The following is a 24,975-nucleotide window of genomic DNA, read 5'->3' on the forward strand; positions in this document are numbered from 1 at the left end:
CGTGGGTGGTGATGGTGATCGCTTCAGCAATCAGCACATCATCAACCTATTTGGAGAATGTTTTACCTGGCATCGAGCTATTTTCTCAGGGGGCTACCCCCCAAATATCGTCGCCGCTGATGCGTTTCACAACCGAGTTCGGGATGGATCGGAGTGGGACCACACCGCCATGGACACCAGGATAGATCAACATTCTCAAGGGATGAACCCTGAGAACTGCATAGGATCTGCAACTAAAGCTGCACGTCTGAATCAAACAAAGAAATGAGTCTTCAGGCAAGAACCAAAATGTTGGTCAAGCCCTCGGTCTATTAGTACTCCTCCGCTGCATCCATTACTGGACTTCCACGTAGAGCCTATCAACGGGTGTTCTTCCCGTGACCTTACTGGGTTACCCCATGGGAACACTCATCTTGAGGTGGGCTTCCCACTTAGATGCTTTCAGCGGTTATCCACTCCGCACATGGCTACCCAGCGTTTACCGTTGGCACGATAACTGGTACACCAGAGGTGCGTTCCTCCCGGTCCTCTCGTACTAGGGAGAAATCCTCTCAATGTTCCTGCGCGTACACCGGATATGGACCGAACTGTCTCACGACGTTCTGAACCCAGCTCGCGTACCGCTTTAATGGGCGAACAGCCCAACCCTTGGGACCGACTTCAGCCCCAGGTTGCGATGAGCCGACATCGAGGTGCCAAACCTCCCCGTCGATGTGAACTCTTGGGGGAGATCAGCCTGTTATCCCTAGAGTAACTTTTATCCGTTGAGCGACGGCCCTTCCACTCAGAACCGTCGGATCACTAAAACCGACTTTCGTCCCTGTTCGACTTGTAGGTCTCACAGTCAAGCTTCCTTCTGCTTTTGCACTCGTCAGCTGATTTCCAACCAGCCTGAGGAAACCTTTGTGCGCCTCCGTTACCTTTTAGGAGGCGACCGCCCCAGTCAAACTGCCCACCTGATACTGTCCGCTCCCCGGATAACGGGTGAACGTTAGAACCCTAGCTCTGAAAGAGTGGTATCTCACCAGTGACTAACTCATAGCCGCAACCATGAGATCAACGTCTCCCACCTATCCTGCGCATTCAGAGCCCGGGCACAATACCAAGCTACAGTAAAGCTTCATAGGGTCTTTCTGTCCAGGTGTACGTAGTCCGCATCTTCACAGACAATTCTATTTCGCCGAGCCTCTCTCCGAGACAGCGCCCTGATCGTTACGCCTTTCGTGCGGGTCGGAACTTACCCGACAAGGAATTTCGCTACCTTAGGACCGTTATAGTTACGGCCGCCGTTCACCGGGGCTTCAGTCGCCAGCTTCGCTTACGCTGACCGGCTTCCTTAACCTTCCGGCACTGGGCAGGCGTCAGCCCCCATACATCGTCTTGCGACTTAGCGGAGACCTGTGTTTTTGGTAAACAGTCGCCAGGGCCTCTTCACTGCGACCACCTTGCGGTGGCACCCCTTCTCCCGAAGTTACGGGGCCATTTTGCCGAGTTCCTTAGAGAGAGTTACCTCGCGCACCTCGGTATTCTCTACCACCCCACCTGTGTCGGTTTCGGGTACTGGCAGTCATGCCTTAACGGGTGTAGAGCTTTTCTTGGAAGCTTGACGTCACCAACTTCGCTGCCGTAGCAGCTCGTACTCACGCCTCAGCTCGGAACGTTTTCACCGCTCCTCAACGCCTCGAACGCTTGAACCAGTAACCAACATCTGGCTTGGCTAGCCTTCTCCGTCCCTCTTCCCAAAACATGACCGGTACAGGAATGTTGACCTGTTATCCATCGACTACGCCTTTCGGCCTCGCCTTAGGTCCAGACTAACCCTCCGCGGACGAGCCTGCCGGAGGAACCCTTAGGGTTTCGGTGCATGGGATTCTCACCCATGTTTTCGCTACTCAAGCCGACATTCTCACTTCTATGCAGTCCACGCCCGCTCACGCTAACGCTTCGCCCCACATAGAACGCTCCCCTACCATAAAAATCCGCAGCTTCGGTACAACACTTAGCCCCGTTCATTTTCGGCGCAGGATCGCTCGACCAGTGAGCTATTACGCACTCCTTTGAGGATGGCTGCTTCTAGGCAAACCTCCTGGTTGTCTATGCAATCCCACCTCCTTTATCACTTAGTGTTGATTTGGGGACCTTAGCTGGCGGTCTGGGCTGTTTCCCTCTCGACCATGGAGCTTATCCCCCACAGTCTGACTGCCTCGCTACACACAGGGTATTCAGAGTTCATCTCGATTTGGTACCGCTCTCGCAGCCCGCACCGAAATGGTGGCTTTACCCCCCTGCTGGAGCACGAGACGCTACGCCTCAACGTATTTCGGGGAGAACCAGCTAGCTCCGGGTTCGATTGGCATTTCACCCCTAACCACAGCTCATCCGCTGACTTTTCAACGTCAGTCGGTTCGGACCTCCACTTGGTATCACCCAAGCTTCATCCTGGCCATGGTTAGATCACCCGGGTTCGGGTCTATAAACACTGACAAACGCCCTATTCAGACTCGCTTTCGCTATGGCTCCACCATTTCCGGTTTAACCCGCCAGTGCCTATAAGTCGCCGGCTCATTCTTCAACAGGCACACGGTCACCCTATAAGTAGGGCTCCCATTGCTTGTAGGCTCACGGTTTCATGTTCTATTTCACTCCCCTCCCGGGGTTCTTTTCACCTTTCCCTCGCGGTACTGTTTCGCTATCGGTCACACAGTAGTACTTAGCCTTACGAGGTGGTCCTCGCGGATTCACACGGAATTTCACGTGCTCCGTGCTACTCGGGATACAGCTAGCTCAGTTCAGTTTTCGGTTACGGGGCTTTCACCCTCTGTGGCGTGCCATTCAAGCACTTCTCCTAACTTCCCTGATACACGTTGCTGTCCCACAACCCCGATACTCGAAAGTATCGGTTTAGGCTCTTCCCCGTTCGCTCGCCGCTACTTAGGGAGTCGTTTTTACTTTCCTTTCCTCCAGCTACTAAGATGTTTCAGTTCGCTGGGTTGGCTCGTGCCAGCCTATGGATTCAGCTGGCCGTATTAAGGGTTGCCCCATTCGGAAATTCCCGGATCAAAGCGTGCTTCCAGCTCCCCGAGACTTATCGCAGGTAACCACGTCCTTCATCGCCTCTGTGTGCCAAGGTATCCACCGTGAGCCCTTTGTAGCTTGACCAATTAACCTCTTGAACGCTTACCGCCGTTGAAAGCAGATTTTCAAGTTTTTATTGCTAAAAACAAGATCAAACTCTGATTGGCTCGACACCAATCAAAGAACGCTCAAGAGTCTCGGCTCTTGCTCAAAAGAATTTTCATTGTTCTAGATCCAATCTCCCTTTCAGAAGATCAGATTCAAAACAATGCATCTGTAAGATGCTTTGTTTTTCCAGACTCACCTATGCAGTTGTCAAGGTTCTGCTAGAACTTCAAATCAAATCATCAATTGCTTGATCATTTGATCCGAGCCCAGCATCTTATCAACCAAATTCAAGGCTTTAACCTAAAACTTGGAATGACAGGAAGCTGGGGTCATCCAGCGGACACATCTAAATCACACTCCAATCGAGCTCAACTCCAAAAAATTGGAGATGGGAATCAAGTTCGGTCAGTGGAGGTTAGGAGACTCGAACTCCTGACATCCTGCTTGCAAAGCAGGCGCTCTACCAACTGAGCTAAACCCCCAACACCGAATGGGCCATCCTGGACTTGAACCAGGGACCTCACCCTTATCAGGGGTGCGCTCTAACCACCTGAGCTAATGGCCCAGGAGTCTCATCCCTTTTGGGGTGTGACCTAGACAAAGTTTAGGAACTGAAAATCTCCATCAAGCAATCAACATTGCTGCTGATCCATGACTTCAAAGCTGAGGTACCGATCGACCTAAGGTGACAGGATTTCGGCCTAAGAATAAAAGCACTCAGGCATCAAAATCATTGTGTTGTCTCCCTGTTAGGAGGTGATCCATCCGCACCTTCCGGTACGGATACCTTGTTACGACTTCACCCCAGTCATCAGCCCCACCTTCGACGTCCTCCTCCACAAGGGTTGGAGTAACGGCTTCGGGCGTGGCCAACTTCCATGGTGTGACGGGCGGTGTGTACAAGGCCCGGGAACGTATTCACCGCAGTATGCTGACCTGCGATTACTAGCGATTCCGCCTTCACGTAGGCGAGTTGCAGCCTACGATCTGAACTGAGCCACGGTTTATGGGATTTGCTTGTCCTCGCGAACTTGCTGCCCTTTGTCCGTAGCATTGTAGTACGTGTGTAGCCCAGGATGTAAGGGGCATGATGACTTGACGTCATCCACACCTTCCTCCGGTTTATCACCGGCAGTCTCTCTAGAGTGCCCAACTAAATGCTGGCAACTAAAGACGTGGGTTGCGCTCGTTGCGGGACTTAACCCAACATCTCACGACACGAGCTGACGACAGCCATGCACCACCTGTCACTGCGTTCCCGAAGGCACTCTCCTGTTTCCAAGAGATTCGCAGGATGTCAAACCCTGGTAAGGTTCTTCGCGTTGCATCGAATTAAACCACATACTCCACCGCTTGTGCGGGCCCCCGTCAATTCCTTTGAGTTTCACACTTGCGTGCGTACTCCCCAGGCGGAACACTTAACGCGTTGGCTACGACACCGAGGGGGTCGATTCCCCCGACACCTAGTGTTCATCGTTTACGGCCAGGACTACAGGGGTATCTAATCCCTTTCGCTCCCCTGGCTTTCGTCCATGAGCGTCAGTGATGGCCCAGCAGAGCGCCTTCGCCACTGGTGTTCTTCCCGATATCTACGCATTTCACCGCTACACCGGGAATTCCCTCTGCCCCTACCACACTCAAGCCCAACAGTTTCCACTGCCATGATGGAGTTAAGCTCCACTTTTTAACAGCAGACTTGAAGGGCCGCCTGCGGACGCTTTACGCCCAATAATTCCGGATAACGCTTGCCACTCCCGTATTACCGCGGCTGCTGGCACGGAATTAGCCGTGGCTTATTCATCAAGTACCGTCAGATCTTCTTCCTTGATAAAAGAGGTTTACAGCCCAGAGGCCTTCATCCCTCACGCGGCGTTGCTCCGTCAGGCTTTCGCCCATTGCGGAAAATTCCCCACTGCTGCCTCCCGTAGGAGTCTGGGCCGTGTCTCAGTCCCAGTGTGGCTGATCATCCTCTCAGACCAGCTACTGATCGATGCCTTGGTGAGCCATTACCTACACCAACTAGCTAATCAGACGCGAGCTCATCCTCAGGCGAAATTCATTTCACCTCGCGGCATATGGGGTATTAGCAGCCGTTTCCAGCTGTTGTCCCCCTCCTGAGGGCAGATTCTCACGCGTTACTCACCCGTCCGCCACTAACCCGAAGGTTCGTTCGACTTGCATGTGTTAAGCACGCCGCCAGCGTTCATCCTGAGCCAGGATCAAACTCTCCGTTGTAGATCATTTCCTCTTAGACGTTCTCACGTCCTCAAAATGATTTGCGTCACCCATTACTCAGTGAAAACTGGCAACAGTTGAGGCCTCCTTTCGCTGACACAAAAGGGTTCTTAAGAGTGCATCTCTAGATTTCTCTGTCAATGACTTTCCGGGATCTCAGATCCGGTTGTTGCTCCACAATTCGCACACCGGCAACAAGAGAGCTCGTGAAAACCCTCCCGTTGCAGCGAATTGCTTCTTCGCAACGAAATTTTTTGACGGGACCTCACACCTTCATCGCTCTTTCATTCGAACCCTCACCTCACCTCGCGGTTCGGCTCAGATCCAAACGCGATAAAAGCGTCAGTTCCTAAACTTTTCAATTGTCCAGGTGCGACCAAACCTCTCTTCACTCCCTCTCAGGAGATCGGTTGGTTGGTCATCGCGGCCTCTCGCGACCGCTTGATGAACTTACAACACCGTGGGATCGCTCCCTTCTGGTCTCGTAAGTCGCCTCAGACACATCAAGACTTTCGCCTCAAGCGCTTCAGCCTGCACAGCAGCCTCTCGGCTCCCGCGCAGTCCAAAAACATAACCCACTGAGCCCTCTTCTCGCAATAGCAACGCTTCAGGGCTGCAACAGGGCTTCCCCCCAAGGAAGGAAACGGGCGAGTTGAGCCCATGAACCGGCCGCCAGCATGGGAAAACCCACGTCGGCCACGTCCTGTCCGGGCGAGAGCTGGGCTGGATCCTCCGCCAACCAACGAATCGGACAACCGAGTTCGTCGAGCACCAACCAGGCTGCTGCCAAATCCCAAATCTTGGGTGTGGCTTCCAAAGCAGCGATGGTCTGCCCCATCGCCACGCTCACCAAATTGAGGCTGGCGACGCCAAGCAACCGAATCTTCCCGGGAAACCGCTGATCGGGCTTGCGTTGCAACACGCGAATCGAGCGGCTGCACAACGACACGCAGGCACTGGTGGCCATCGCGCGGGTCTCCGCCGTGAGCGGTTCGTTGTTGCGGGTCGCGCCGCGACCCCTGAGGGCGACAAAGCGTTGCCCCAGTGCTGGCACATCCAAAAACACCTCGCTGGGACGGCCGTCCACAAAGCGGGCCACGGAAATGGCCCAGTAGGGAATGCCAGCCGAAAAGTTGGTGGTCCCATCCAGGGGGTCCACCACCCAATAGGCCCGCGTGGTCGGGATTGTTTTGGATCCCTCCTCGCTCAGAACCCCCTCCCCCGGAGCAATGCTGGCGAAACCTTCGACGAGAGCCGCATCACTCCAACGATCACAGTCGGTGATCAAGGAACCATCCGGCTTCACATCGGAGCTGATCTGACCAAAATCCTGGAGTTGGCGGGCTCGAATGCGATCGAGCAACACATGGACGGAGCTCAGCTGTTCGTCACTGAGCACCAACGTCACCACAGAGGCTGAACAGGACTGGTCTCAGTCTGATCTATCGCGGCCCCTTGGGCGACGACGGCGGGACATGCGCTCTTGAGCGGCGTTGGCTCGATAGGAATGGGTTGCTGTTCTGGTTCCGGCTTGGTGGAGGGCAGCGATCCCGCATTGCACGCAACCAGAGCATCCAGCCCCGTCCGACGCCTCAACTCAAACAAGCTGATGTTGTAATCGCGAATCGACCTGGCATAACTCAACTCGGCATTAGTGAGATCGCGCTGGTTCTCGACCACCTCCCGCTGCGTGGTCACACCCGCCTGCACCCGCAGATTCGCCAGGCGCAAGGATTCCCGCGAGGACAACACCTCGCTGGCATTGGTTTCGATGTTCTGAATGGCTGTGCGCTGCTGGATAAAACTTTGCTCGACCCCAAAGCGGATTTGATCGCGCAGGGTGGCGAAGTTGAAGCGGCCCTCGTCCGCCGCTTGCTTGGAGCGACGGTATTCAGCCCGGGCACGACCGCCATCAAACAGGCGCCAGCTGGCTGTCAAGGCGGTGCTGTTCTGAACGCCGTAGCGGAAATCGCCCATATCGATATCACCGATGGAGGGCTGACCGCTCTGACCCTCGGTGCGCGACGCCGTCGTGGAATTGACGAAACTAAGCACCGGCTGTACCGCAGCCAACGATGCATTGGCCTGGCTGTTGCGAATGGAGATTTCAAGGATCAGCTGGTCCAACTCCTCGCGGAAGTTGTAAGCAGCCACGATGCTCTCCTCCAAGGAGGGTTCCCAGAGACCCAAGGGACGCGCTGGAGTCGCCGCCGTCGGGGTCACGTCTTGGGGCAAATCGAGCAACTGAGCCAATTGGCGTCGTGCCGTGCTCTGCTCGCCGAGACCGGAGGTGAGCAGGTTGCGGTCGCGAGCGAGCTGGGTTTCCTGCTCGAGCACATCCAGCTTGGTGTTCACACCGGCGTTGAAGCGAGCCCTGGCATCCCGGAGGCTCACCAGGGAAGCCTGAACCCCGGCCTGGCCAACCCGCACCACTTCATCGGCTTGCTGAAGATCGAAATAAGCCCTGGCTGCGTTCAGCCGAAGATCGCGCAGGGCAATCAAATAGGAATCGCGTGCCTGTTCAAATTGATCCCGAGCAATGGCGATCTGAGGGACACGGGATGGATTGATCAGATCCCAGCGCACCTGAAGGCTCACATTCGCGCGCCATTCACGGCCATAGCTCTCGTTGAAGCCATCGCGGCGCACCGGGCGGGTGATCTCTTGACCGGTAAGAGGGTTGGTTTGCCCCGTTGACTTTTGAACGATTCGGTCGGGAACGAAATCGGGGTTTTGGTAGGTGTAGGACTTGAAGTATTCCGGCAACCCGCTGGCCGACAGATCAACGGTGGGGTACCAGGAAGCGATCGCTGCTCTCAGGGTGGACTTGGCCTGATCCACCTGGCTTGCCGCCGCCTTGAGCGAGGGACTGTTGAACTCCGCCAGCTGCAGTGCCTCCTCCAGGGTGAGCGGCCGCAGCTCATGAATCCGCACCTGAGAAGGTGCGTCGGGCAGGGCCAGGCTTGGGGGAGCCGTCAAGGGAACCAGAACGGGCGGCAAGGCGTCGATGGCCGGAGGCAGGACGGATGGATCCGCTTGGGGTCGCGCCCCCTTTAACTCGATCGCGTCAGGAAGAGTGGTTTGGTCCACCAGGGCTGATTCAGGCGCCGCTGCGTCCCGACTCAGGGCTGGGGAGACACCGGCGGAGGCAACGCCCGCAACGAGACAGATACCCGCGGTGATCCGACGCACAGCAAAACAAGGCTTTGGCGGAGCTTAGGGAGTTTTTCCTACGACACCAAGAACAGAGGCCACGATGTCAGCCGCCCCATGCACGATCCGAATAGGGACCGGCAACTGCGCGGCCAGGGCTTCCAGGGTCATGTCATCGAGAAAGACGGGCTGCCCCTGACGGAGCATCACCGAGGGCAGCAGAAGCTCATCGCCCAACGCTTGGTCCTGCAGTCCACTGAGCAGATCCTGCCCTGTCAGCAGACCTGTCACCACCTGCTCCTGGCCCCAGTAGGGACTCGGCAGCCCGATCAGGTGAAAGTCGACGCCATCGACGGCATTGAGCCGATCAGCCACCGGCTGCAACGCCTGCGCCACGATCTGACCCACCACCCAGCTGCATCGGCGTGGTTGAGGAATGGAGTCGGGCAAAGCTTGGGTGGCGGCATCCAGGGATTCGAGAAAGGCTCGGATGCTGCCGACGCCGTTTTCCTGTTGCGGCAGATCCTCGTAATCGTCCCGTGGGGGCAACGGCAGCCCCGCCATCAAATACCACTCATCGGAAAGCCAGGCGAAGCGCGTGCCCAAGGACGCCTGGAAGCGTTCTTGCATCGGTTCCACCTGGGCAATCACCCGCTGGGCACAGGCAGGATCCACCGGCACAAGCCCGTCATCAGCGGGCCGGAACCGGGTTAAGCCAACGGGAACGACGGCCGCCGACAACACAGCAGGCCAGGAACCGCCCGCAAAGCTGGCCAGGTCGGAGAGGGTTCGCTCCAAGGCCGGGCCGTCATTGAGCCCCGGGCACACCACCACCTGGGCATGGATCTGCAGATCGCGCTGATCAAACCAGGCGAGCTGATCCATCACCTGGGCAGCACGGGGATTCACCAGCAGACGGGAGCGCAGCTCGGGATCCGTGGCATGCACCGAGACAAACAAGGGAGACAAGCGCTGCTCCTCAATCCGCTGCCAGTCGGCCTCGCCCAGGTTGGTGAGGGTCAGATAAGAGCCATAGAGAAAGCTGAGCCGGTAGTCGTCGTCCTTCAGATAGAGGCTGTCGCGCCGCCCTGGGGGCTGCTGATCGATGAAACAGAAGGGACAGTTGTTGTTGCACTGGCGCAAGCCATCAAACAGAGCCTCGGTGAAAGCCAGCCCAAGGCCGTCATCGGCATCTTTTTCCAGCTCCACCCGATGCAGCGCACCCTTGGCATCACGCACCTCAAGGCAAAGCTCCTCCTCCACGCACAAATAGCGGTAATCGATCAGGTCGCGTGGGCGAATGCCATTGATGCTGAGCAACTGATCGCCCGGCTCAAAACCCAGCTCCTCCCCAATCGAGCCAGCCTCGACCGACGCCACCACCGCCGGCTGCGGCTGACGACCACTGCTATTTGGATCCAGGGCTGCAACAGCAACCCCTGCGGATGGCTCATTCCACACAAGCCGGCTTCATCTGAACTCAGTGTGCGCCGTGAACGCCCCACCAGACCAGGAGAAGCAGACCAAACAGCATCCGGTAAGCGACGAAGACCCAGGTGCTATTGCGCTGCAGGAACTTCAGCAACCAATCGATCGCCAGCCACGACACCACTGCAGCCGAACCAATTCCGACCAGCAACGGCAGGGGACCGTTGCCAGAGCTAGCGGCCAGAGCGTCCTTGAGCTCCACCACACCCGCGATGGTGATGGCGGGAATGCCCAAAAGAAAGGAAAAGCGGGCCGCATCAGCACGCTGCCAACCGTCGAACAGGGCCGCCGTGAGGGTGCTGCCGGAACGCGAGACCCCCGGGATCAAAGCGAGGGCCTGGGCCAGCCCCACCAGCAGGCCATCGCGGCCTGAAACCCCTGGAAGCTGCTTGCGCCGTGCGCCGACCCGTTCAGCCAAGGCCAGCAGCAACGCCATCACAATTGAAACGATGGCAATCGAAGGAACACTGCGCAGGGGTGACTGCTCGTAGCCCTGGGCCCAGGCGAACTTGATCCCTAATCCGATCAGCAAGATCGGCAAAGTGCCCACCACAATGGCGAAGCCGAGACGCGCCTCGGGTTCACGCCACTGGCCATTGCGAAAAGCGCGGCTGATGCCCCGCAGCACCTGGCTGAGATCAGTGCGGAAATAGGCAATAACGGCAACGATGCTTCCCAGCTGAATGGCGGCGGTCACGGAGACACCCGGATCGCCCCAACCCAAGAGCTCAGGAACCACCTTCAGGTGGGCGGTGCTGCTGATTGGCAGAAATTCAGTGAGTCCCTGGACCACCCCCAACACCAGATCACGCCAGCAGGCCTCAAGCAGGGTGAGGGATGCAGAGGGTTCCGCCATCAACGTGGAAGTATCGCCCCGACGGTATCCCAGGCAAGCAAAGCGGGCATGTCAGCCGCGTCACTTGATGATGTCTTCTAAGGTTCCGTGACTTTCTTCACAAAGGGCATTTGATCGGCGGCACCTGGCAAACATCAGCCCCCGATCGGTCGTGGTCCTTTCCCGTGGCCCGCATCGCCGCAGCCATGGTGGTGCTTCCGGTGTTCCTGCAAGCCCCCTGGGTGAGGCTGGATCCGTTCTCAGCCACCTTGTTCACTGGAGTTCTGATTGCAGCCGGACTGGTGATGCATCAGAGCCGCTCCCAGGCAACATCCGACCTGGGTTCCCTGCTGGTGGGTTTCAGTGGCAGCTGGCTGGCAGGGTGCATTTTCTGGGGTTGGCTGCGGGCCCATCCCGTTCTGCACTTGCCGGTGGAAGCCTTCGCCGTGCCCGTGGCCTTGGGCGGCCTGCAGGGGCGCTGGCGCCTGGCGGCCACGTTCTATTTGTCATCCCTGGTGGGCACAGCTTGCACCGACCTAGCCATGGCAGCCACCGGCGTGATGCAGTTCTGGCCCGCAGTGGTGACGGCTTCCCTCGATCAAGCACCGCTTCTGCTGCATCAAGCGGGAACCCATCTGCTCCAGCCGCTGCCTTTGTTCACCCTTGTGATCTCAGCGATCCTCGTTCTTTTGGCTGGACGTCGCCTGAGCAGGAACAGCGGCGGTTTCACCGGTGATGCAGGATCCATGGCCGCTGCCGTTTTGATCACCACCCTTTGGGTGGATGGCTTGTTCTTGCTCTCAGCCTTGCTGCAGCCCGGGCTGAGTGGCCTGATCGAGTGAAACGAACTGCAAAAGCTGCCCCGGTTCAAGGGCTTGAACGGCTCAACGACTTGTAGTCTTCCTGAGCCGGCACTGCCGGTCGACCCGTTCCGACCCCTGATCGAGAGTTGAGATGAAGCGGCTTCTGAGCTGGCTGACCGGCGCACTGGTGATGGCAAGCCTGATGGCAGGTCTCGTGCTTCCGAGCAGCGTCTACGCCGACGACGACCTTCGCAACAAGTATTCCGGCAATGAGATCCGCAACATTGCGGACGACAAGATTGCCGCACGGGACGGCAAGGTGGATTTGAACAATTCCTCCGTGCGCCGTTTCCAGCAGTTCCCCGGGATGTACCCGACCATGGCCGGCAAGATCGTGCTGGGTGGCCCTTACGACAGCGTTGACGACGTGCTGTCTCTTGATCTGACTGAGCGTCAGCAGGAGCTGTTCGCGAAGTACCGCGACAACTTCACCGTCACCCCTCCCTCCATTGCTCTGAACGAGGGCGACGACCGCATCAACGACGGCCAATACCGCTGATTCCTGATCCCGTCACACTGGTTGTGACTGCTTGAACCGCCGGACCACCGGCGGTTTTTTTGTCCCCGTGATGACCCAGCCCCGCAGCTCTGATCCCATCCCCTCAGGTCCCTGGGACGTGGTGGTGATCGGTGCCGGGGCTGCTGGCTTGATGACCTGCCTTGATCTGCCGCCAGAGTTGAAGGTGTTGCTGCTCAACCGCAACACGGGACGGCGTTCCTCCAGCCGCTGGGCCCAGGGGGGCATCGCCGCGGTGACCCGCAAGGAGGACAGCGCCGACAGCCATGCGGAGGACACCGTTCTGGCTGGAGCCGGCCTTTGCGATGGCGATGCGGTGCGGCTGTTGGTGCAGGAGGCACCCCATTGCGTGGAGCGCCTGGAGCAACTGGGCATGGCCTTCGACCGGGATCACGACGGCCTGGCAACCACCCTGGAAGCAGCCCACAGCCACAGACGAGTGCTGCATGTGCAGGACCGCACGGGGCGAGCCCTGGTGGATGTGCTGCGAGATCGTGTAGAGCAACGGCCAGGCTTGCTGCACCGCCGCGGCGTGCGCGTAACGCAGCTGCTGGTGCGCGATGGGCGCTGTTGCGGCGTGCAGGTGCTGGATGGGGCGCATCTTCACGGCATCGAAGCCCGCGCCGTGGTGCTGGCCAGCGGCGGCGGGGGCCATCTCTTCGCCAACACCACCAACCCAGCCCAGGCCTGTGGCGAAGGCATCGCCCTCGCCTGGCAGGCGGGCGCAGCCGTGGAGGATCTGGAATTTGTTCAGTTCCATCCAACGGCCATCCGCCTGGATGACGCCCCCTGCTTCCTGATCTCCGAAGCCGTTCGCGGAGAGGGGGGCGTGCTGGTGGATGCCCTCGGGGGGAGCCCTGTGGCCCACCTGCCCCAACGCGACCTCTCACCGCGGGACCAGGTGAGCCGGGCCTTGATGCAGGCCATGCAGCGGCAGCAGGTGAAACAGATGTGGCTCGACTTTGCCGCCATCCCGCGGGAGCAAGCGGAGCGACGCTTCCCAACAATCCTGGACCGCTGCGACGAACTCGGACTGAATCCATTGGAACGGCCCATCCCCGTGGCCCCAGCCGCCCACTACTGGATGGGAGGGGTGGCCACAGACCTGCAGGCCGCCACCACACTGCCGGGGCTCTATGCCGTGGGAGAAGTGGCCTGCACAGGCCTACACGGCGCCAACCGACTGGCCAGCAACTCCCTGATGGAATGCCTGGTGTTCGCCCATCGCCTCAAAGAGATCGAGCTCGGCCCCGTCCCAGCGACCCTCGCCAGCGACACAACACAACCGCTTGCCTTGGACCTCGACGGCTGCAGCAGTTCGCACTTGATCGACGCCATCGAGCAGCTGCGGCAGCTCTGCTGGCGACGGGCGGGGGTGGAACGATCCGCCGCCGGACTGCGCCGGGCCATCGGCAACGTGAAAGCCGACGAACAACATCTGGAGCAGCAGGCACTGCTCCAGGCCCTGCTACGGCAAGACCCCTGTGCCCCCAGGCTGTTGGCCGAAAGCAGCCGACGCGATCTGAACCTGTTGCTGGATCTCCACCACAGGTTGTTGACCAGCCGTCTGATGCTGGAGGCCTGCCTGTTTCGCGGAGAAAGCCGGGGGGGCCACTTCCGCAGTGATGCACCGGCGCCCCTGCCGCAATGGCGCCAGCATTCGCGGCAGCAGCGGCAGCGGGGCATCCTCACCCGCGCCGTGCGCCCCTAAGGGCGCTCTGGATTCAGAAATCGGTGTCGCCCTTGTAGCCGCTGAGCTCAGCAAGGGTGTCGAGCCCTTTCACTCCAGAATCGATGCTGCCGTTGATCTCCCAGCTGGGGAATCCCTCCAATCCCTTGCTGCGGCAGAGATCAGCCTGGTTGTTCTCACCGTCCGGCGCACACTCCACCACATTCAGCTGATCCGAGGCCTGCTTGCCGAACAGCTCCTTCTGTTCGTGGCAGTGGGGGCACCAGTAGGCGGAATACATCACGGCGCCGCTGCTGGTGAGGTGCTCAGCCAAGGCGATCGCCGCTGGACTGCTTTCGGTGGTGACGACGGGTGCAACGCCGGATCCGCTGGCCACAGCGTCGGGCCGGTTTGGATCCACCACCGACGCCCAAATCAAGCCCCCCAGTAGCACCGCCAGGGCCAGAAGCACGCCGCGGAACAGCAGCTGACCGAAGTCGTCCCAACCACCACCAACGACGGACAGCACAAACAGGGCGAGGGACAGCGCAGCGGAAAGAACGCAGAAAAAACAGAAAGCCTGGATTTTGAGCAGCATCACCCCCAACAGCACACCGCTGAAGACGGCCATACCGAGGGACACGGTGAACAGCCCCCACCAGGTGCGACGGGACAAGTCACCCTTGTTCTCTTGCAGCCCTGGCAACAGGGGCAGCAGCGCCATCAGCAGCACAGCGCCATAGGCCAGCACCCCCACCAACGAGAGCGGAATCCCGGCGAACACCGTGCCCCAGGCGCTGTTAAGCACCTTGTCGCAACCGTCGGCTCCCATCGGACAGGTGAGGTTGCCGAGCAGACCCCAGCGCTTCAGCGTGATCGAACCGGTGTCGATCAGCCCAGCGGTGGCCAGCACCGCCATGGCGATGCGGGCCCACTTAGCGCCGGAATCCTGACGGCGACGGCTGACGAGACGGGTGGTGCCCATCCTTGAACTTCAAGTGATCGGATTCTGTCAGTTCCGGCGTGATCAGGCCGCTTCGTAGGCTGATCTTTGGCCTGACGGCGACGTGATGACAAGCACCCCGACGAAACCGACGGTCGCCTTCGCCCACCTGGGCTGCGAGAAGAATCGGGTGGACACCGAACACATGGTGGGGCTGCTGGCGGAAGCGGGCTACGGCGTCAGCACCGATGAACGGGATGCCGCCGTGGTGGTGGTGAACACCTGCAGCTTCATCCAGGACGCCCGCGAAGAATCGGTGCGCACCCTGGTGGGACTGGCGGAACAGGGCAAGGAATTGATCATCGCGGGATGCCTGGCCCAACATTTCCAGGAGGAGTTGCTGGAATCGATCCCCGAGGCCAAAGCCATCGTGGGAACCGGCGACTACCAGCACATCGTGGATGTGTTGCAGCGGGTGGAAGCGGGGGAGCGGGTGAACCAGGTCAGCGCCGTTCCCACCTTTGTGGGTGACGAACACCTTCCACGCCAACGCACCACCGACCAGGCGGTGGCCTTCCTCAAGGTGGCTGAAGGCTGCGACTACCGCTGCGCCTTCTGCATCATTCCGAAACTGCGAGGTGATCAGCGCAGTCGACCGATCGAATCCATCGTGGCCGAAGCCCACCAACTGGCGGAACAGGGGGTGCAGGAGCTGATCCTGATCAGCCAGATCACCACCAACTACGGCCTTGACCTCTACGGCAAACCCAAGCTGGCGGAACTGCTACGAGCCCTTGGCGACGTGGAGATCCCCTGGATCCGGGTGCATTACGCCTATCCCACCGGGCTGACCCCTGATGTTCTGGCGGCCTACCGGGAGGTGCCCAATGTGGTGCCTTATCTGGATCTGCCGTTGCAGCACAGCCATCCGGAGGTGCTGCGGGCGATGAACCGCCCCTGGCAGGCGGATGTGAACGACCGCCTGCTGGATCAGATCCGCGACCAACTCCCCGATGCGGTGCTACGCACCACGTTGATCGTGGGGTTCCCCGGCGAAACCGAAGAGCACTTCCAGCACCTGATGGGCTTCCTCGAGCGCCAACGCTTCGATCATGTGGGGGTGTTCACCTTCTCTCCGGAGGACGGCACAGCAGCGGCGGACCTGCCCGATCGCGTCGATCCCGAGGTAGCCCAAGCCCGCAAGGATGCCCTGATGGCTCTGCAACAACCCATTTCGGAGGAACGCAACAGCCGCTGGGTGGGGCGCACTGTTGACGTGCTGATCGAACAACACAGCCCGCAAACCGGCGAGATGATCGGGCGCTGCGCCCGCTTTGCGCCCGAAGTGGATGGTGAAGTGCGGGTGCAACCCGGCGCCGATGGTCAACAGGCAGCGCCGGGCAGCCTGGTGCCGGTGGAGATCACCGGGGCTGACATTTACGACCTCAGCGGGAGGATTGTTGGTGCCCGCGCCATGGTGGCCGCAGCGAGACGCCAGGGTTGACCCTTCTCAAACTGCGGGCCGAACAGCAACGCCAGCTTTTTCTGATCGCCTCCGGCGTGAGCACGGCGGGGTCTTTTGCCGGCATCACCGCCAAGGGCTGGATTCTGATGAAAGGGGGTGTGGACCCTTTCGTGTTGGCATTGAACTTCGCCGCGCTTTCACTTCCAACCTTGCTGGTGAGTGGTCCAGCGGGGGTGCGCACCGACCGGGTGGGTTGTGAACGGGTGCTGGTGCAGGCGCAATGGGCACTGCTGACTGCCTCTGGCCTGGGGGCCCTGGCGATTCCCCTCTTGGAGGGCACAGCCCAGGTGCTGCTGCTGCTCTGCAGCACCCTGCTGGTGGGCATCGCCGGTGCCTATGAGTTGACGGCACGCAACAAGTACTGCTCGATCCTGGTGGAGCGGCCGGAACAGCTGGCGGGCTACCTCACCAGCTTTTCGGTGGTCTTCAACGTTGGCAAGCTGGTCGGCCCCCCCATCGGCGGGTTGTTGCTGGCGGCCACTGGCCCGGCCTGGGCTCTGGGCATTGATGCGGCCAGCTATTTGCTGCCAATCGCCAGTGTGATTTTCTTGCTCAACCCGAATCGGGATCGGGAAGTGCGCAGCAGCAGCGAGCAAGACGCCAGCCTGCTCAACGCCTGGCAGCACTGCGGTGGCACCCTTCAAGGGGTTCTCAGCTTCACCGCTGTGCTGTGTCTGATCGGGTTCTATCACCCGGGACTGGCCCCATTGATCGCCTTCGATCAACTGGGGCCCAATCCCACGGATCTGGGGCTGTTCACCAGCGTGCTGGCGGGCGGCAGCATCGTGGGAGGGCTAGTGCTGCAACGCAACAGCCAGCGTTTCTGCCGGCGACCTTTCCTCACTCTCGGGGGTTTTGGCTTGATTACCGCAGTGGCCCAGATGGGAATGGCCCGTACTCCAGGGCCTGTGTTCAGTCTGGCCATGGCCTTTCTGATCGGCGCCGGCACAGCCGGACTGCTGAGCAGCTGCAACCTGATCAGTCAGATCGGATCACCGCAAGTGATGCGAGGCCGGATGGCTGGGCTCAGCCAGATCGCCTTCTTGGGCGGAGGCGGGCTCAGTGGGTTAATCGTTGCCCTGATGGTGATGTTCACCAATCTCTCCACTGCTTTCGCCGTCACGGGTGGCCTCAGCGCTGCTGTGGCTGTGCTCTGGATACGAAAGCGAGGAGCGAAGAGGTTGGAACCGCTCAGATGAGCTTGATTCCCTTCAGCAGCTTGGTGAGCACAAAAGCCGTCACTAGACCGGAACCAACCAGGCCGAGATAGATGCCGACGCCCATGTGCAAGTACGGAGGTGACCACCATTAGATCAGACACCGGCCTGAGTTCAGGCCATTGCGCTTAGGGTTTGTGAACAGCTGATACCGATTGAGAGGTATCTCCAGCCGGGCTGACCGGACGTCCATCCATCAACGCCCGACGCCATGCGCACGCTTTTCATTTATCCCGAGTTCCCAAAGACCTTCTGGAGTTACGAAAAGATTCTCGAACTGGTGAATCGCAAAGTGCTGCTGCCTCCATTGGGGATGGTCACCGTGGCAGCACTTCTCCCTCAGGACTGGGAGATGAAGCTGGTGGACCGGAACGTGCGGGAGGTGACGGACGAGGAGTGGAACTGGGCCGAGCTGATCATTATTTCGGGAATGATCGTCCAGAAGGACGACATGGCTGTGCAGATCAGTAAGGCCAAGCAGAGAGGCCTTGCTGTGGCCGTTGGTGGCCCCTTCGCAAGCTCCACACCGGATGCACCGGAACTGGATCTGGCGGATTTCAAGATCCTTGATGAAGGGGAAATCACCCTGCCGATGTTCCTTGATGCCCTGGAACGGGGAGAGACCTCTGGTCGCTTCACCGCCGAGGGAGACAAGCCAGACGTCACCGCCACCCCGATTCCACGCTTCGATCTGCTGCAACTCGAGGCCTATGACTCGATGAGCGTGCAGTTCTCACGGGGCTGCCCCTTCAACTGCGAGTTCTGCGACATCATCGTTCTCTACGGCCGCAAGCCCCGCACCAAGACCCCCGAACAGCTGGTGGCAGAGCTGCAATATCTGCACGACCTGGGCTGGCGGCGCTCGATCTTTCTGGTGGACGACAACTTCATCGGCAACAAGCGCAACGCCAAGTTGCTGCTGCCGCAGATCCGCACCTGGCAGGAGGAGAGGGGCTACCCCTTCAGCTTCTCCACTGAAGCCTCCGTGGATCTGGCCGACGACGAGGAAATGATGCGGATGATGCACGACGCGCGCTTCGAAAGCGTCTTTCTGGGCATCGAAACCCCGGACGAAGCGAGTTTGGAAACGGCTCGCAAAGTGCAGAACACGCGCAACCCACTGGATGCCGCCGTGGATCGGATCACCGCCAACGGAATCCGCGTGATGGCGGGTTTCATTATCGGTTTCGACGGCGAGAAGGATGGCGCAGGCCACCGCATCGTGGACTTTGTCACCCGCACCGGTATCCCCGCCGCGATGATGGGCATGTTGCAGGCCCTGCCCAAAACAGCCCTTTGGGCACGGCTGGAGCGGGAAGGTCGCTTGATTCAGGGGGAAGACGCCGCCAAGGGCGTGAACCAGACCAACCTGCTCAACTTCAAACCCACCCGACCGATCCGCGACATCGCCAACGAGTACGTGGACGCGTTCTGCGCGCTGTACGAACCCAACGCCTACATGGACCGGGTTTACAGCTATTACCTGAAGATGGGCGCACCCCGCTGGAAAGCCGCGGCCAAACTGCCGAGCCTGGTGGACCTCAAGGCGCTGAGCATCGTGGTGTGGCGGCAGGGCATCAAGCGCAACACCCGCACCCGTTTCTGGCGTTACCTGTTTGGCATGGCCCGCAACAACCCCGCCCTGGTTGAACAGTTCCTATCGGTGCTGGCCCACAACGAGCACTTCCTCGAATACCGCTCGATCGTTCAGCAGGAAATCCGCGAACAGCTGGAATCACTGCCCCCCGAAGAACCCACAGCAGCCAAAGAACTGCAGCCGGCCTGATCCTCAGTCCTGCACATATAACGTGCCGTCACGCAGGCACTGCTCAGCCTTCTGCAACTCCCGCCCCAAATAAAGGGCATGGTCGAGGCGACTGACTGGGTGTGGGGCTTCCCCTTCCGTGAGCTGGATGCCCATCTGTTTGGCCGTACTGCCGCGGTAAACCGCTGAAGGGCGCCGAGGAGCATTGCCCCCGTCGCACCGCAACACCTCACCGGTCTCGGAATCTCGGGCCAACCCCTTGTCATCAATGGTGTTGCCGTAGTGCTCAAGCACCAGTTCGGCCGCATCACGATCCAGCTTGATCAAGAAATAGCCACTGGGATCCAGAGCGATGAACCGCTGGGACAGGCGCTGATCAAGAGCATCCATCGCCGCAGCGGTGGATGCCGGTGCTTCCGGGGTTGTGGTCATGCCTTCAACCTACAAAGCCAAGGCCGGAGGTTCTGCTTTGAAGGGCAGCTCCGCGTTGATCGCCTCGATTTCCTCCAGCATCAAGCCATTCACCTTGGGCAACCAGGCGCGGATCAACTGATCCATCTGAGGCTGATACCAGCGGTGCAGGCTGGCGTGGGGACGGGCCACAAAGCCTCTCCGGCGTTTGTGGCTGCCACCAGCTCCAGGGTCAAAGCTGACGATGCCGTTGGCCAGGGCCCATTCGATCGGAGCGTAATAACAGACTTCGAAGTGAAGACAATCGATCTCCTCGTGGCTGCCCCAGTAGCGGCCCCAGAGCTGTCGGCCGTCCTGCACGCACATCGACATCGCCACCGGATCTCGCGGGTCACCTCGATGGGCAGAAAAAAGCACCAGCTGATCGCGGTGCAGCTGTGCCAAGGCTTCAAAGAAGCCCTCTTCCAGATACTTGCTGCCCCACGGTCCCCAGCGAGCACAGTGCTGCTCGTAGAAACGATGCATGGATTGCAACAGCGGCAGATCCAGCTGATCGCCGCTGAGGGGGGTCACGGTGATCCCGGCCTTGGCCACAGCCTTGCGTTCCCGCTTGATGTTGCGGCGCTGGTTGGCATTGAAACCCTTGAGATAATCCTCAAACGTCTGGTCGTCGCCGCGGCTCCACAGGCTCTGCTGGTTCAGCCAGGTGGCACAGCCGGCGGCCTCCGCCAGAGGCCGCCACTGCGGATCCACGTAGAGGAAATTGCAGCTGAGGATCCCGTTCTGTTCGCAGAAGCGATCGATCGCCCGCAGCAACTCCCGGGTGAGCAGAGCTTCATCTTCGCCAGATCGCACATGGAAGCGGTAGCCCAGCACTGGGCTGACCGGACTCATGCCCAGGAGCTTGGGGTAGTAGAGCAGCCCCAGATCCGCCGCCAGACGGGCAAAGGTCTGGTCGAACACAAACTCGCCATAGCTGTGGCCCTTCAGGAACAGCGGAGCCACCGCAATCGGGATGTCATCACGCCAGAGGGCCAGATGCAGGGGCTGCCAGCCCTGCTCGGGAATGATGCTGCCAGAGCTTTCCAAGGCCTCCAGCCAGCTCCACCGGTAAAAGGGGATCGCTGCGTCTCCGACCAGGCTGTTCCACTGCTGCTCCGGGATTTCTCTGATGGAGCGATGCCAGCGGGCCGTGAGTGACGTCATTGCGACGGTGCCTTTGGCCTAGGTGCGACGACCTTAACCAGATCGGATCCGTCGGTAGCGAACCAGCCACTCACCGTCCCCGAGATCCTCAGCGCCATCGGACTGCCAAGCACCCGGTTGCGCCAAGGCAGCTGGCAACGGCACATCGGTGCAAGGCAACCAACTGAAGCGGCCGCCCAAAAGCTGGGGCACCAAGGTGAGCTGGAGGGCATCGACGCAATCGGCTTGCAACAGATCGGCGCTGAGCTGGGCGCCACCCAGAAGCACCAGACGCTGAATCCCAGCCGCTCCAAGCGCCTTGAGCCGCTCCGGCCAGGTTGGTGCCAAAGGGAACCAACGATCAAAACCTTGATCCACAGGTTCAGGAGCCAGCAGCCAACGTTGAAGCGGCTGATCAAAAAACCGCCAGGTGCTTGAGAACTCGGGGGATCGGCTCACCACCACAGCGGCCGGCTGCTCTGCGCGCCCCTCGCTTCGGCGTTGCTCAAGCAGCTGAGGGCTGCGGATCAGGCAGGTGCACTGATGGGCCCGCAGGGTTCCGGCACCGATCAAGCAGGCATCCCCCCAGGCGAGCGCCTGCTCCAGGGCACGCCGATCTCCCTCACCCCCCAGCTGGGCGGCACCGCCTTCATGGGGAGCAAGGCGGCCATCGAGACTGATGGCCAACACCAGCCGCACGAAGGGTCGAGAAGGAGTGGGGCGTGTGGGAGTGGGGCGGTGGGGCATCAAGCCGTCGATCAGACGGCAGCCACGGCATCAAGGGCAGCTGGGGACATCTCCAGTTGCGGTGCTTCGGCGTAAACCTCGGCCGCATTGTTCGGGCTCTCCTGCAGCCGCACCTTGTGCAAGCTGGCGCCGATGGCCTTGATCGGGCTGGAGAGACGATCAGCGATGTGCAAGGCAATGTTCTCAGCCGTGGGCACGCACTCCTCGAAAAAGGGCACGTCCTTGTTGAGGAAGGTGTGGTCGAAGGGCTCAACCACCAGATCATCCACGAGGCGCTGCAGCGCGGAGAGGTCGCAGACCATCCCGGTGCGGGGATCAATCTCACCACGCACGGTCACGTCCACCAGGTAGTTGTGGCCATGGCCGTGGGGACGTGCGCACTTGCCGTAGATCGCTTCGTTCTCTTCCTGACTGAGTTCCGGACGGGCCAGTCGGTGAGCGGCGGCGAAGTGAGTGCGGATGGTGAGGAAGGCGTCCATGGGATGTCCGAGATAGTCGGCCCAAAGGCCCGGTTGTTCGTAGAGGCGCAGCGCCGTGATCGGCAGATGAGGGCTGAGGCGCTGCCAGATCACCCGCACCAGGGCCTCGGTGGTGGGGAGGCACCCTTCAGGGGTGGCAACGTCAAATTCCGGCCAGGCCTCATTGAGGAAGCGGAAATCGAGCTGGCCCGTCACCTCGTTGCGGATGGCGTGCTTCACCTCCGAGAGGTTGAGCACCATGCCGTCGGCGTCCAGACCACCAGCCATGGAGACAATCAACTCATAGTTGTGCCCATGGCCAGGAGCCAAAGCGCAGGGCCCGAAACGGGCGGCATTGTCATCGGCGGACAGTTCTGGCAGCCAATAGCGATGGCTGGCACTAAAACAGGCCCTCCGGGTGATGACACAACCACGACCTTGGCCGTGCCGTGCTTGTGACTTCGTTTCAGTCATGTGACGTTCCGGCCGCGAGGCATCCTAATGAGCTAATGCCGTTTCCGAGTCATGGCGGATTCCACCCCCACCCTCAAGCAGCGTCTTGCCGGGCGCAGCCTCTATCTGGTGGGAATGATGGGCAGCGGCAAGACGAGCACGGGCCGCCCCCTGGCCGAACGCCTGGGCTACGGCTTTGTGGATGCCGATGCCGTGATCGAACAGGCGGCGGGCTGCAGCATCCCGGACATCTTTGATCGGGATGGCGAAGCGGGCTTCCGCAGCCTGGAAAGCCAGGTGCTCAGTGCGATCAGTCAGCGCCACTCGCTGGTGGTGGCCACAGGTGGCGGTGTGGTGACCCAGCCGGAGAACTGGGGAATGCTCCACAGCGGCATCGTGATCTGGCTCGATGTGGTGCCCGATCAGTTGCTGCAGCGGCTGAACGCTGACAGCACCGTGCGCCCGTTGCTGCAAACCGCCGATCCAGAGGCGGCTCTGAACGCGCTGTTGAACGAGCGTCGTCCCCTCTATGCCGAGGCCGATCTGACGGTGGTGATCAACGACGAAACCCCAGAGGCCGTGGCCGACGGAATCCTGCAACTGGTGCCAAGCCTGCTGAAGGATCCGACCCAACGCCGAAACGACTGAATCTCAAGCGGTGGGCGGCTCCAACCGCACCGCAAACCACTGCAAGGTCACCCCGGGGCTGATCTCCAGATCACAGGCCGTATCGATCAACCGCTGCGCCGCTGCATCGACATCCGGTTGATCTGCCAGATCGGCCGGCAACTGATCGAGGCTGCGCAACCAACCGCTCAGCCATGTCAACGTGTCGGCAGCGCTGAGCAGCTGCTCCGGCTTGCCGGGCTCCAGCACCACATAGTCATCAAGGGCACGGATCAGGGGATCAGACATGGAACGGCGGTTGTGGATGCTGCTGATCAGCCTCACCATCCTGCTCAGTGGCGGCCCCGCCGGGGCCCAGACAGGTCTTGAGCAGCGGTTGAACAGTTGGCCCGACTGGAGCCTGCCGGCACCATTGCCGCGGCCCTCAAATCGGGACGACCTGATTTACCCCGACTGGTTTGCCGGGCTTTGGCAGGTGGAGAGCATTGATCTCGATGCCCCAAACGATCCACCGCTGCTGCATCAAGCACGATTTCAAGCCGACCGGCGCGGTCGACTGGTCGGCGATCGCAGCTTCAACGCCACAGCCATCGGTCGAGCCCTGCTTGGCGAGCAACTGCTGAAGGTGGAAGAAGACCCCGACTCCGCCAACCGCCAGATTGCCCGACTCAAGGGAGATCTCTATCTCGAGACCACGGTGACGGGCCGCCGCCAGGAGAGCCCGAGCACCGACACCTTCCTGGCCGATGAATTGGTGCTGCAGATCCTGCATGCGCCCGGACCGCCGCGGCTGAGCCGGATCGAAACCCTGAGCCGCTACAACCGCTGCGGCAAGGACATCTGCGCCGAGCAATGGCAAGGGCGCTACGCCTCGCCGGGCGAGAGCCTGCGGGATCAGGCCATCGCCCAGCACCACTACCGATTGCGCTTCACACCTCTTCCAGGGTCCGCTCCATCAATTTGAGTTCGATCTGGTCGCGCCACTGGAACAGGGGCTGCAGTTTGGGGTGATCGCTCAGCCCAGGCACGCCCTTGCCGGCCAGGGCCGAACCCGCAGAAGAGGGGAAGCGAAGCAGCGACAACTGAGCGGCAACGGCAATGTCGGCCAGGGTCATGCTGTCGCCCACCAACCAAGGGCTGGTCTGCACGGATGAGGCCAACTGCTCCAGGCTGGCCAGCAGCTCGGTGCGCTCCTTCTGGTTGACCAGTTCAGTGATATTGCTGACCCAACCGCCAGGGATCACGCCCATCACCGAACGCACGGGGTCGGGCAGATCGTCGGGCAGCAGAGCAACCCGAAGCTCGGGGTCCAGTGCCGCGGCCTGCACCAAAGAGGAGCGACCCGCCATGGCCAGGGTGGTGTCGGCCCAATCCTCCAGCAGATGCACCTGGGCAGCCTGGCGCGGATCGGTGGGAATCAGGGCAGGATCCGGCTCCCGCTGATCCAGATGCAGCGCAATGGCGCTGGAGTCGGCAATGACCTGATCCCCATCCACCAGCACGGGCACCTGCCGTTGGCCGGACAGCCGGAACACAGCCACCTGGCCGACACCGGGGGTCACCTCCACGGTGCGGAAACTCAGCCCCTTGGCCTGCAACACCATCCGCACCTTGAGACAAAACGCGGAATGGCGGAATTGATGCAGCTCCAACATGTCCAAAACAGCCATGGGCCCGGCAGAGTAGCCAGCAGATTTGCAA

20 protein-coding genes, 2 tRNA genes and 3 rRNA genes are annotated in these 24,975 nt (G+C 60.3%); 8 read left to right on the forward strand and 17 right to left on the reverse strand.

Annotated features, from left to right (window positions below; all coding sequences use genetic code 11):
• Window positions 1-64 precede the first annotated feature (64 nt).
• The 9 genes from rrf to SynA1544_RS12935 all read right to left on the reverse strand — a co-directional run bounded on the left by rrf (window position 65) and on the right by SynA1544_RS12935 (window position 10,915).
• Window positions 65-181, reverse strand: a 5S ribosomal RNA gene (rrf, locus tag SynA1544_RS12895).
• A gap of 110 nt (window positions 182-291) precedes the next feature.
• Window positions 292-3,159 (reverse strand): 23S ribosomal RNA (locus tag SynA1544_RS12900).
• A 433-nt stretch (window positions 3,160-3,592) separates the two neighbouring features.
• Window positions 3,593-3,665, reverse strand: a tRNA-Ala gene (locus SynA1544_RS12905).
• A gap of 9 nt (window positions 3,666-3,674) precedes the next feature.
• Window positions 3,675-3,748, reverse strand: a tRNA-Ile gene (locus SynA1544_RS12910).
• A 184-nt stretch (window positions 3,749-3,932) separates the two neighbouring features.
• Window positions 3,933-5,418: ribosomal RNA gene (locus SynA1544_RS12915) — 16S ribosomal RNA — on the reverse strand.
• Together the 16S, 23S and 5S rRNA genes with 2 tRNA genes alongside form the textbook arrangement of a ribosomal RNA operon.
• Before the next feature lie 607 nt (window positions 5,419-6,025).
• Window positions 6,026-6,829, reverse strand: a complete 804-nt coding sequence (locus SynA1544_RS12920) for an inositol monophosphatase family protein (RefSeq protein WP_186514064.1) — start codon at window positions 6,827-6,829, stop codon at window positions 6,026-6,028.
• On the reverse strand, window positions 6,823-8,610 hold the full coding sequence (locus SynA1544_RS12925) for a TolC family protein (protein ID WP_186514065.1): 1,788 nt from the start codon (window positions 8,608-8,610) through the stop codon (window positions 6,823-6,825). Before SynA1544_RS12925 ends, SynA1544_RS12920 begins: the two co-directional genes overlap by 7 nt.
• 24 nt (window positions 8,611-8,634) lie before the next feature.
• Window positions 8,635-10,032 (reverse strand): TIGR03279 family radical SAM protein, encoded by a 1,398-nt coding sequence (locus tag SynA1544_RS12930; RefSeq protein WP_186514066.1) that lies wholly within the window; start codon window positions 10,030-10,032, stop codon window positions 8,635-8,637.
• Between the two features lie 19 nt (window positions 10,033-10,051).
• Window positions 10,052-10,915, reverse strand: coding sequence for an undecaprenyl-diphosphate phosphatase (locus tag SynA1544_RS12935; RefSeq protein WP_186514067.1), 864 nt, complete (start codon window positions 10,913-10,915; stop codon window positions 10,052-10,054).
• Window positions 10,916-11,025: 110 nt separating this feature from the next.
• Here SynA1544_RS12935 and SynA1544_RS12940 point away from each other — a divergent pair, with 110 nt between their 5' ends.
• From SynA1544_RS12940 to nadB, 3 genes are all read left to right on the forward strand, one after another.
• On the forward strand, window positions 11,026-11,736 hold the full coding sequence (locus SynA1544_RS12940; protein WP_186514068.1) for a DUF3120 domain-containing protein: 711 nt from the start codon (window positions 11,026-11,028) through the stop codon (window positions 11,734-11,736).
• Window positions 11,737-11,848: 112 nt separating this feature from the next.
• Window positions 11,849-12,256, forward strand: a complete 408-nt coding sequence (gene psbU / locus SynA1544_RS12945; protein WP_186509252.1) for a photosystem II complex extrinsic protein PsbU — start codon at window positions 11,849-11,851, stop codon at window positions 12,254-12,256.
• Window positions 12,257-12,326: 70 nt separating this feature from the next.
• Window positions 12,327-13,985: an L-aspartate oxidase gene (gene nadB / locus SynA1544_RS12950; protein WP_186515583.1), complete on the forward strand. Its 1,659-nt coding sequence runs from the start codon at window positions 12,327-12,329 to the stop codon at window positions 13,983-13,985.
• Between the two features lie 13 nt (window positions 13,986-13,998).
• Here the strand turns inward: nadB and SynA1544_RS12955 are convergent, their stop codons facing one another.
• On the reverse strand, window positions 13,999-14,928 hold the full coding sequence (locus SynA1544_RS12955; RefSeq protein ID WP_186514069.1) for a vitamin K epoxide reductase family protein: 930 nt from the start codon (window positions 14,926-14,928) through the stop codon (window positions 13,999-14,001).
• Between the two features lie 85 nt (window positions 14,929-15,013).
• Here SynA1544_RS12955 and rimO point away from each other — a divergent pair, with 85 nt between their 5' ends.
• Together rimO and SynA1544_RS12965 are read left to right on the forward strand one after the other, a co-directional pair.
• Window positions 15,014-16,390: a 30S ribosomal protein S12 methylthiotransferase RimO gene (gene rimO / locus SynA1544_RS12960; RefSeq protein WP_186514070.1), complete on the forward strand. Its 1,377-nt coding sequence runs from the start codon at window positions 15,014-15,016 to the stop codon at window positions 16,388-16,390.
• Window positions 16,387-17,610, forward strand: a complete 1,224-nt coding sequence (locus SynA1544_RS12965; RefSeq protein ID WP_186514071.1) for an MFS transporter — start codon at window positions 16,387-16,389, stop codon at window positions 17,608-17,610. Before rimO ends, SynA1544_RS12965 begins: the two co-directional genes overlap by 4 nt.
• Here the strand turns inward: SynA1544_RS12965 and SynA1544_RS12970 are convergent.
• Window positions 17,603-17,695: a hypothetical protein gene (locus SynA1544_RS12970; protein WP_011365270.1), complete on the reverse strand. Its 93-nt coding sequence runs from the start codon at window positions 17,693-17,695 to the stop codon at window positions 17,603-17,605. The two genes, SynA1544_RS12965 and SynA1544_RS12970, sit on opposite strands and share 8 nt — an antisense overlap.
• A gap of 144 nt (window positions 17,696-17,839) precedes the next feature.
• Here SynA1544_RS12970 and SynA1544_RS12975 point away from each other — a divergent pair, with 144 nt between their 5' ends.
• Window positions 17,840-19,414 (forward strand): B12-binding domain-containing radical SAM protein, encoded by a 1,575-nt coding sequence (locus SynA1544_RS12975; protein WP_186514072.1) that lies wholly within the window; start codon window positions 17,840-17,842, stop codon window positions 19,412-19,414.
• A gap of 3 nt (window positions 19,415-19,417) precedes the next feature.
• Here the strand turns inward: SynA1544_RS12975 and SynA1544_RS12980 are convergent, their stop codons facing one another.
• From SynA1544_RS12980 to SynA1544_RS12995, 4 genes are read right to left on the reverse strand one after another with little or no spacing between them, the layout of a single operon-like run.
• Window positions 19,418-19,825 carry a DUF4346 domain-containing protein gene (locus SynA1544_RS12980; RefSeq protein ID WP_186514073.1) on the reverse strand — a complete coding sequence of 136 codons (408 nt, stop codon included), beginning with the start codon at window positions 19,823-19,825 and terminating at the stop codon, window positions 19,418-19,420.
• A 9-nt stretch (window positions 19,826-19,834) separates the two neighbouring features.
• The gene (locus tag SynA1544_RS12985) at window positions 19,835-21,010 is read right to left on the reverse strand and encodes a GNAT family N-acetyltransferase (RefSeq protein ID WP_186514074.1); all 1,176 of its coding nucleotides are present in this window, start codon (window positions 21,008-21,010) and stop codon (window positions 19,835-19,837) included.
• Window positions 21,011-21,043: 33 nt separating this feature from the next.
• Window positions 21,044-21,736 (reverse strand): dihydrofolate reductase family protein, encoded by a 693-nt coding sequence (locus tag SynA1544_RS12990; protein WP_186514075.1) that lies wholly within the window; start codon window positions 21,734-21,736, stop codon window positions 21,044-21,046.
• An 11-nt stretch (window positions 21,737-21,747) separates the two neighbouring features.
• Window positions 21,748-22,668, reverse strand: coding sequence for a 6-carboxytetrahydropterin synthase (locus SynA1544_RS12995; protein WP_186514076.1), 921 nt, complete (start codon window positions 22,666-22,668; stop codon window positions 21,748-21,750).
• Window positions 22,669-22,719: 51 nt separating this feature from the next.
• Here SynA1544_RS12995 and SynA1544_RS13000 point away from each other — a divergent pair, with 51 nt between their 5' ends.
• Window positions 22,720-23,295 carry a shikimate kinase gene (locus SynA1544_RS13000; RefSeq protein WP_186514077.1) on the forward strand — a complete coding sequence of 192 codons (576 nt, stop codon included), beginning with the start codon at window positions 22,720-22,722 and terminating at the stop codon, window positions 23,293-23,295.
• 3 nt (window positions 23,296-23,298) lie between these two features.
• Here SynA1544_RS13000 and SynA1544_RS13005 read toward each other — a convergent pair whose 3' ends face one another.
• Window positions 23,299-23,562, reverse strand: coding sequence for a chlororespiratory reduction protein 7 (locus SynA1544_RS13005; RefSeq protein WP_115009308.1), 264 nt, complete (start codon window positions 23,560-23,562; stop codon window positions 23,299-23,301).
• Between SynA1544_RS13005 and SynA1544_RS13010 the strand changes: the two genes are divergently transcribed.
• The gene (locus tag SynA1544_RS13010; RefSeq protein WP_186514078.1) at window positions 23,561-24,238 is read left to right on the forward strand and encodes a DUF6816 family protein; all 678 of its coding nucleotides are present in this window, start codon (window positions 23,561-23,563) and stop codon (window positions 24,236-24,238) included. The genes SynA1544_RS13005 and SynA1544_RS13010 overlap by 2 nt on opposite strands.
• Here SynA1544_RS13010 and SynA1544_RS13015 read toward each other — a convergent pair.
• Window positions 24,204-24,929: a glutathione S-transferase family protein gene (locus SynA1544_RS13015; protein ID WP_186498206.1), complete on the reverse strand. Its 726-nt coding sequence runs from the start codon at window positions 24,927-24,929 to the stop codon at window positions 24,204-24,206. The two genes, SynA1544_RS13010 and SynA1544_RS13015, sit on opposite strands and share 35 nt — an antisense overlap.
• Window positions 24,930-24,975: the final 46 nt, after the last annotated feature.

Source organism: Synechococcus sp. A15-44 (genome assembly GCF_014280115.1).
Classification (GTDB): Bacteria; Cyanobacteriota; Cyanobacteriia; order PCC-6307; family Cyanobiaceae; genus Parasynechococcus.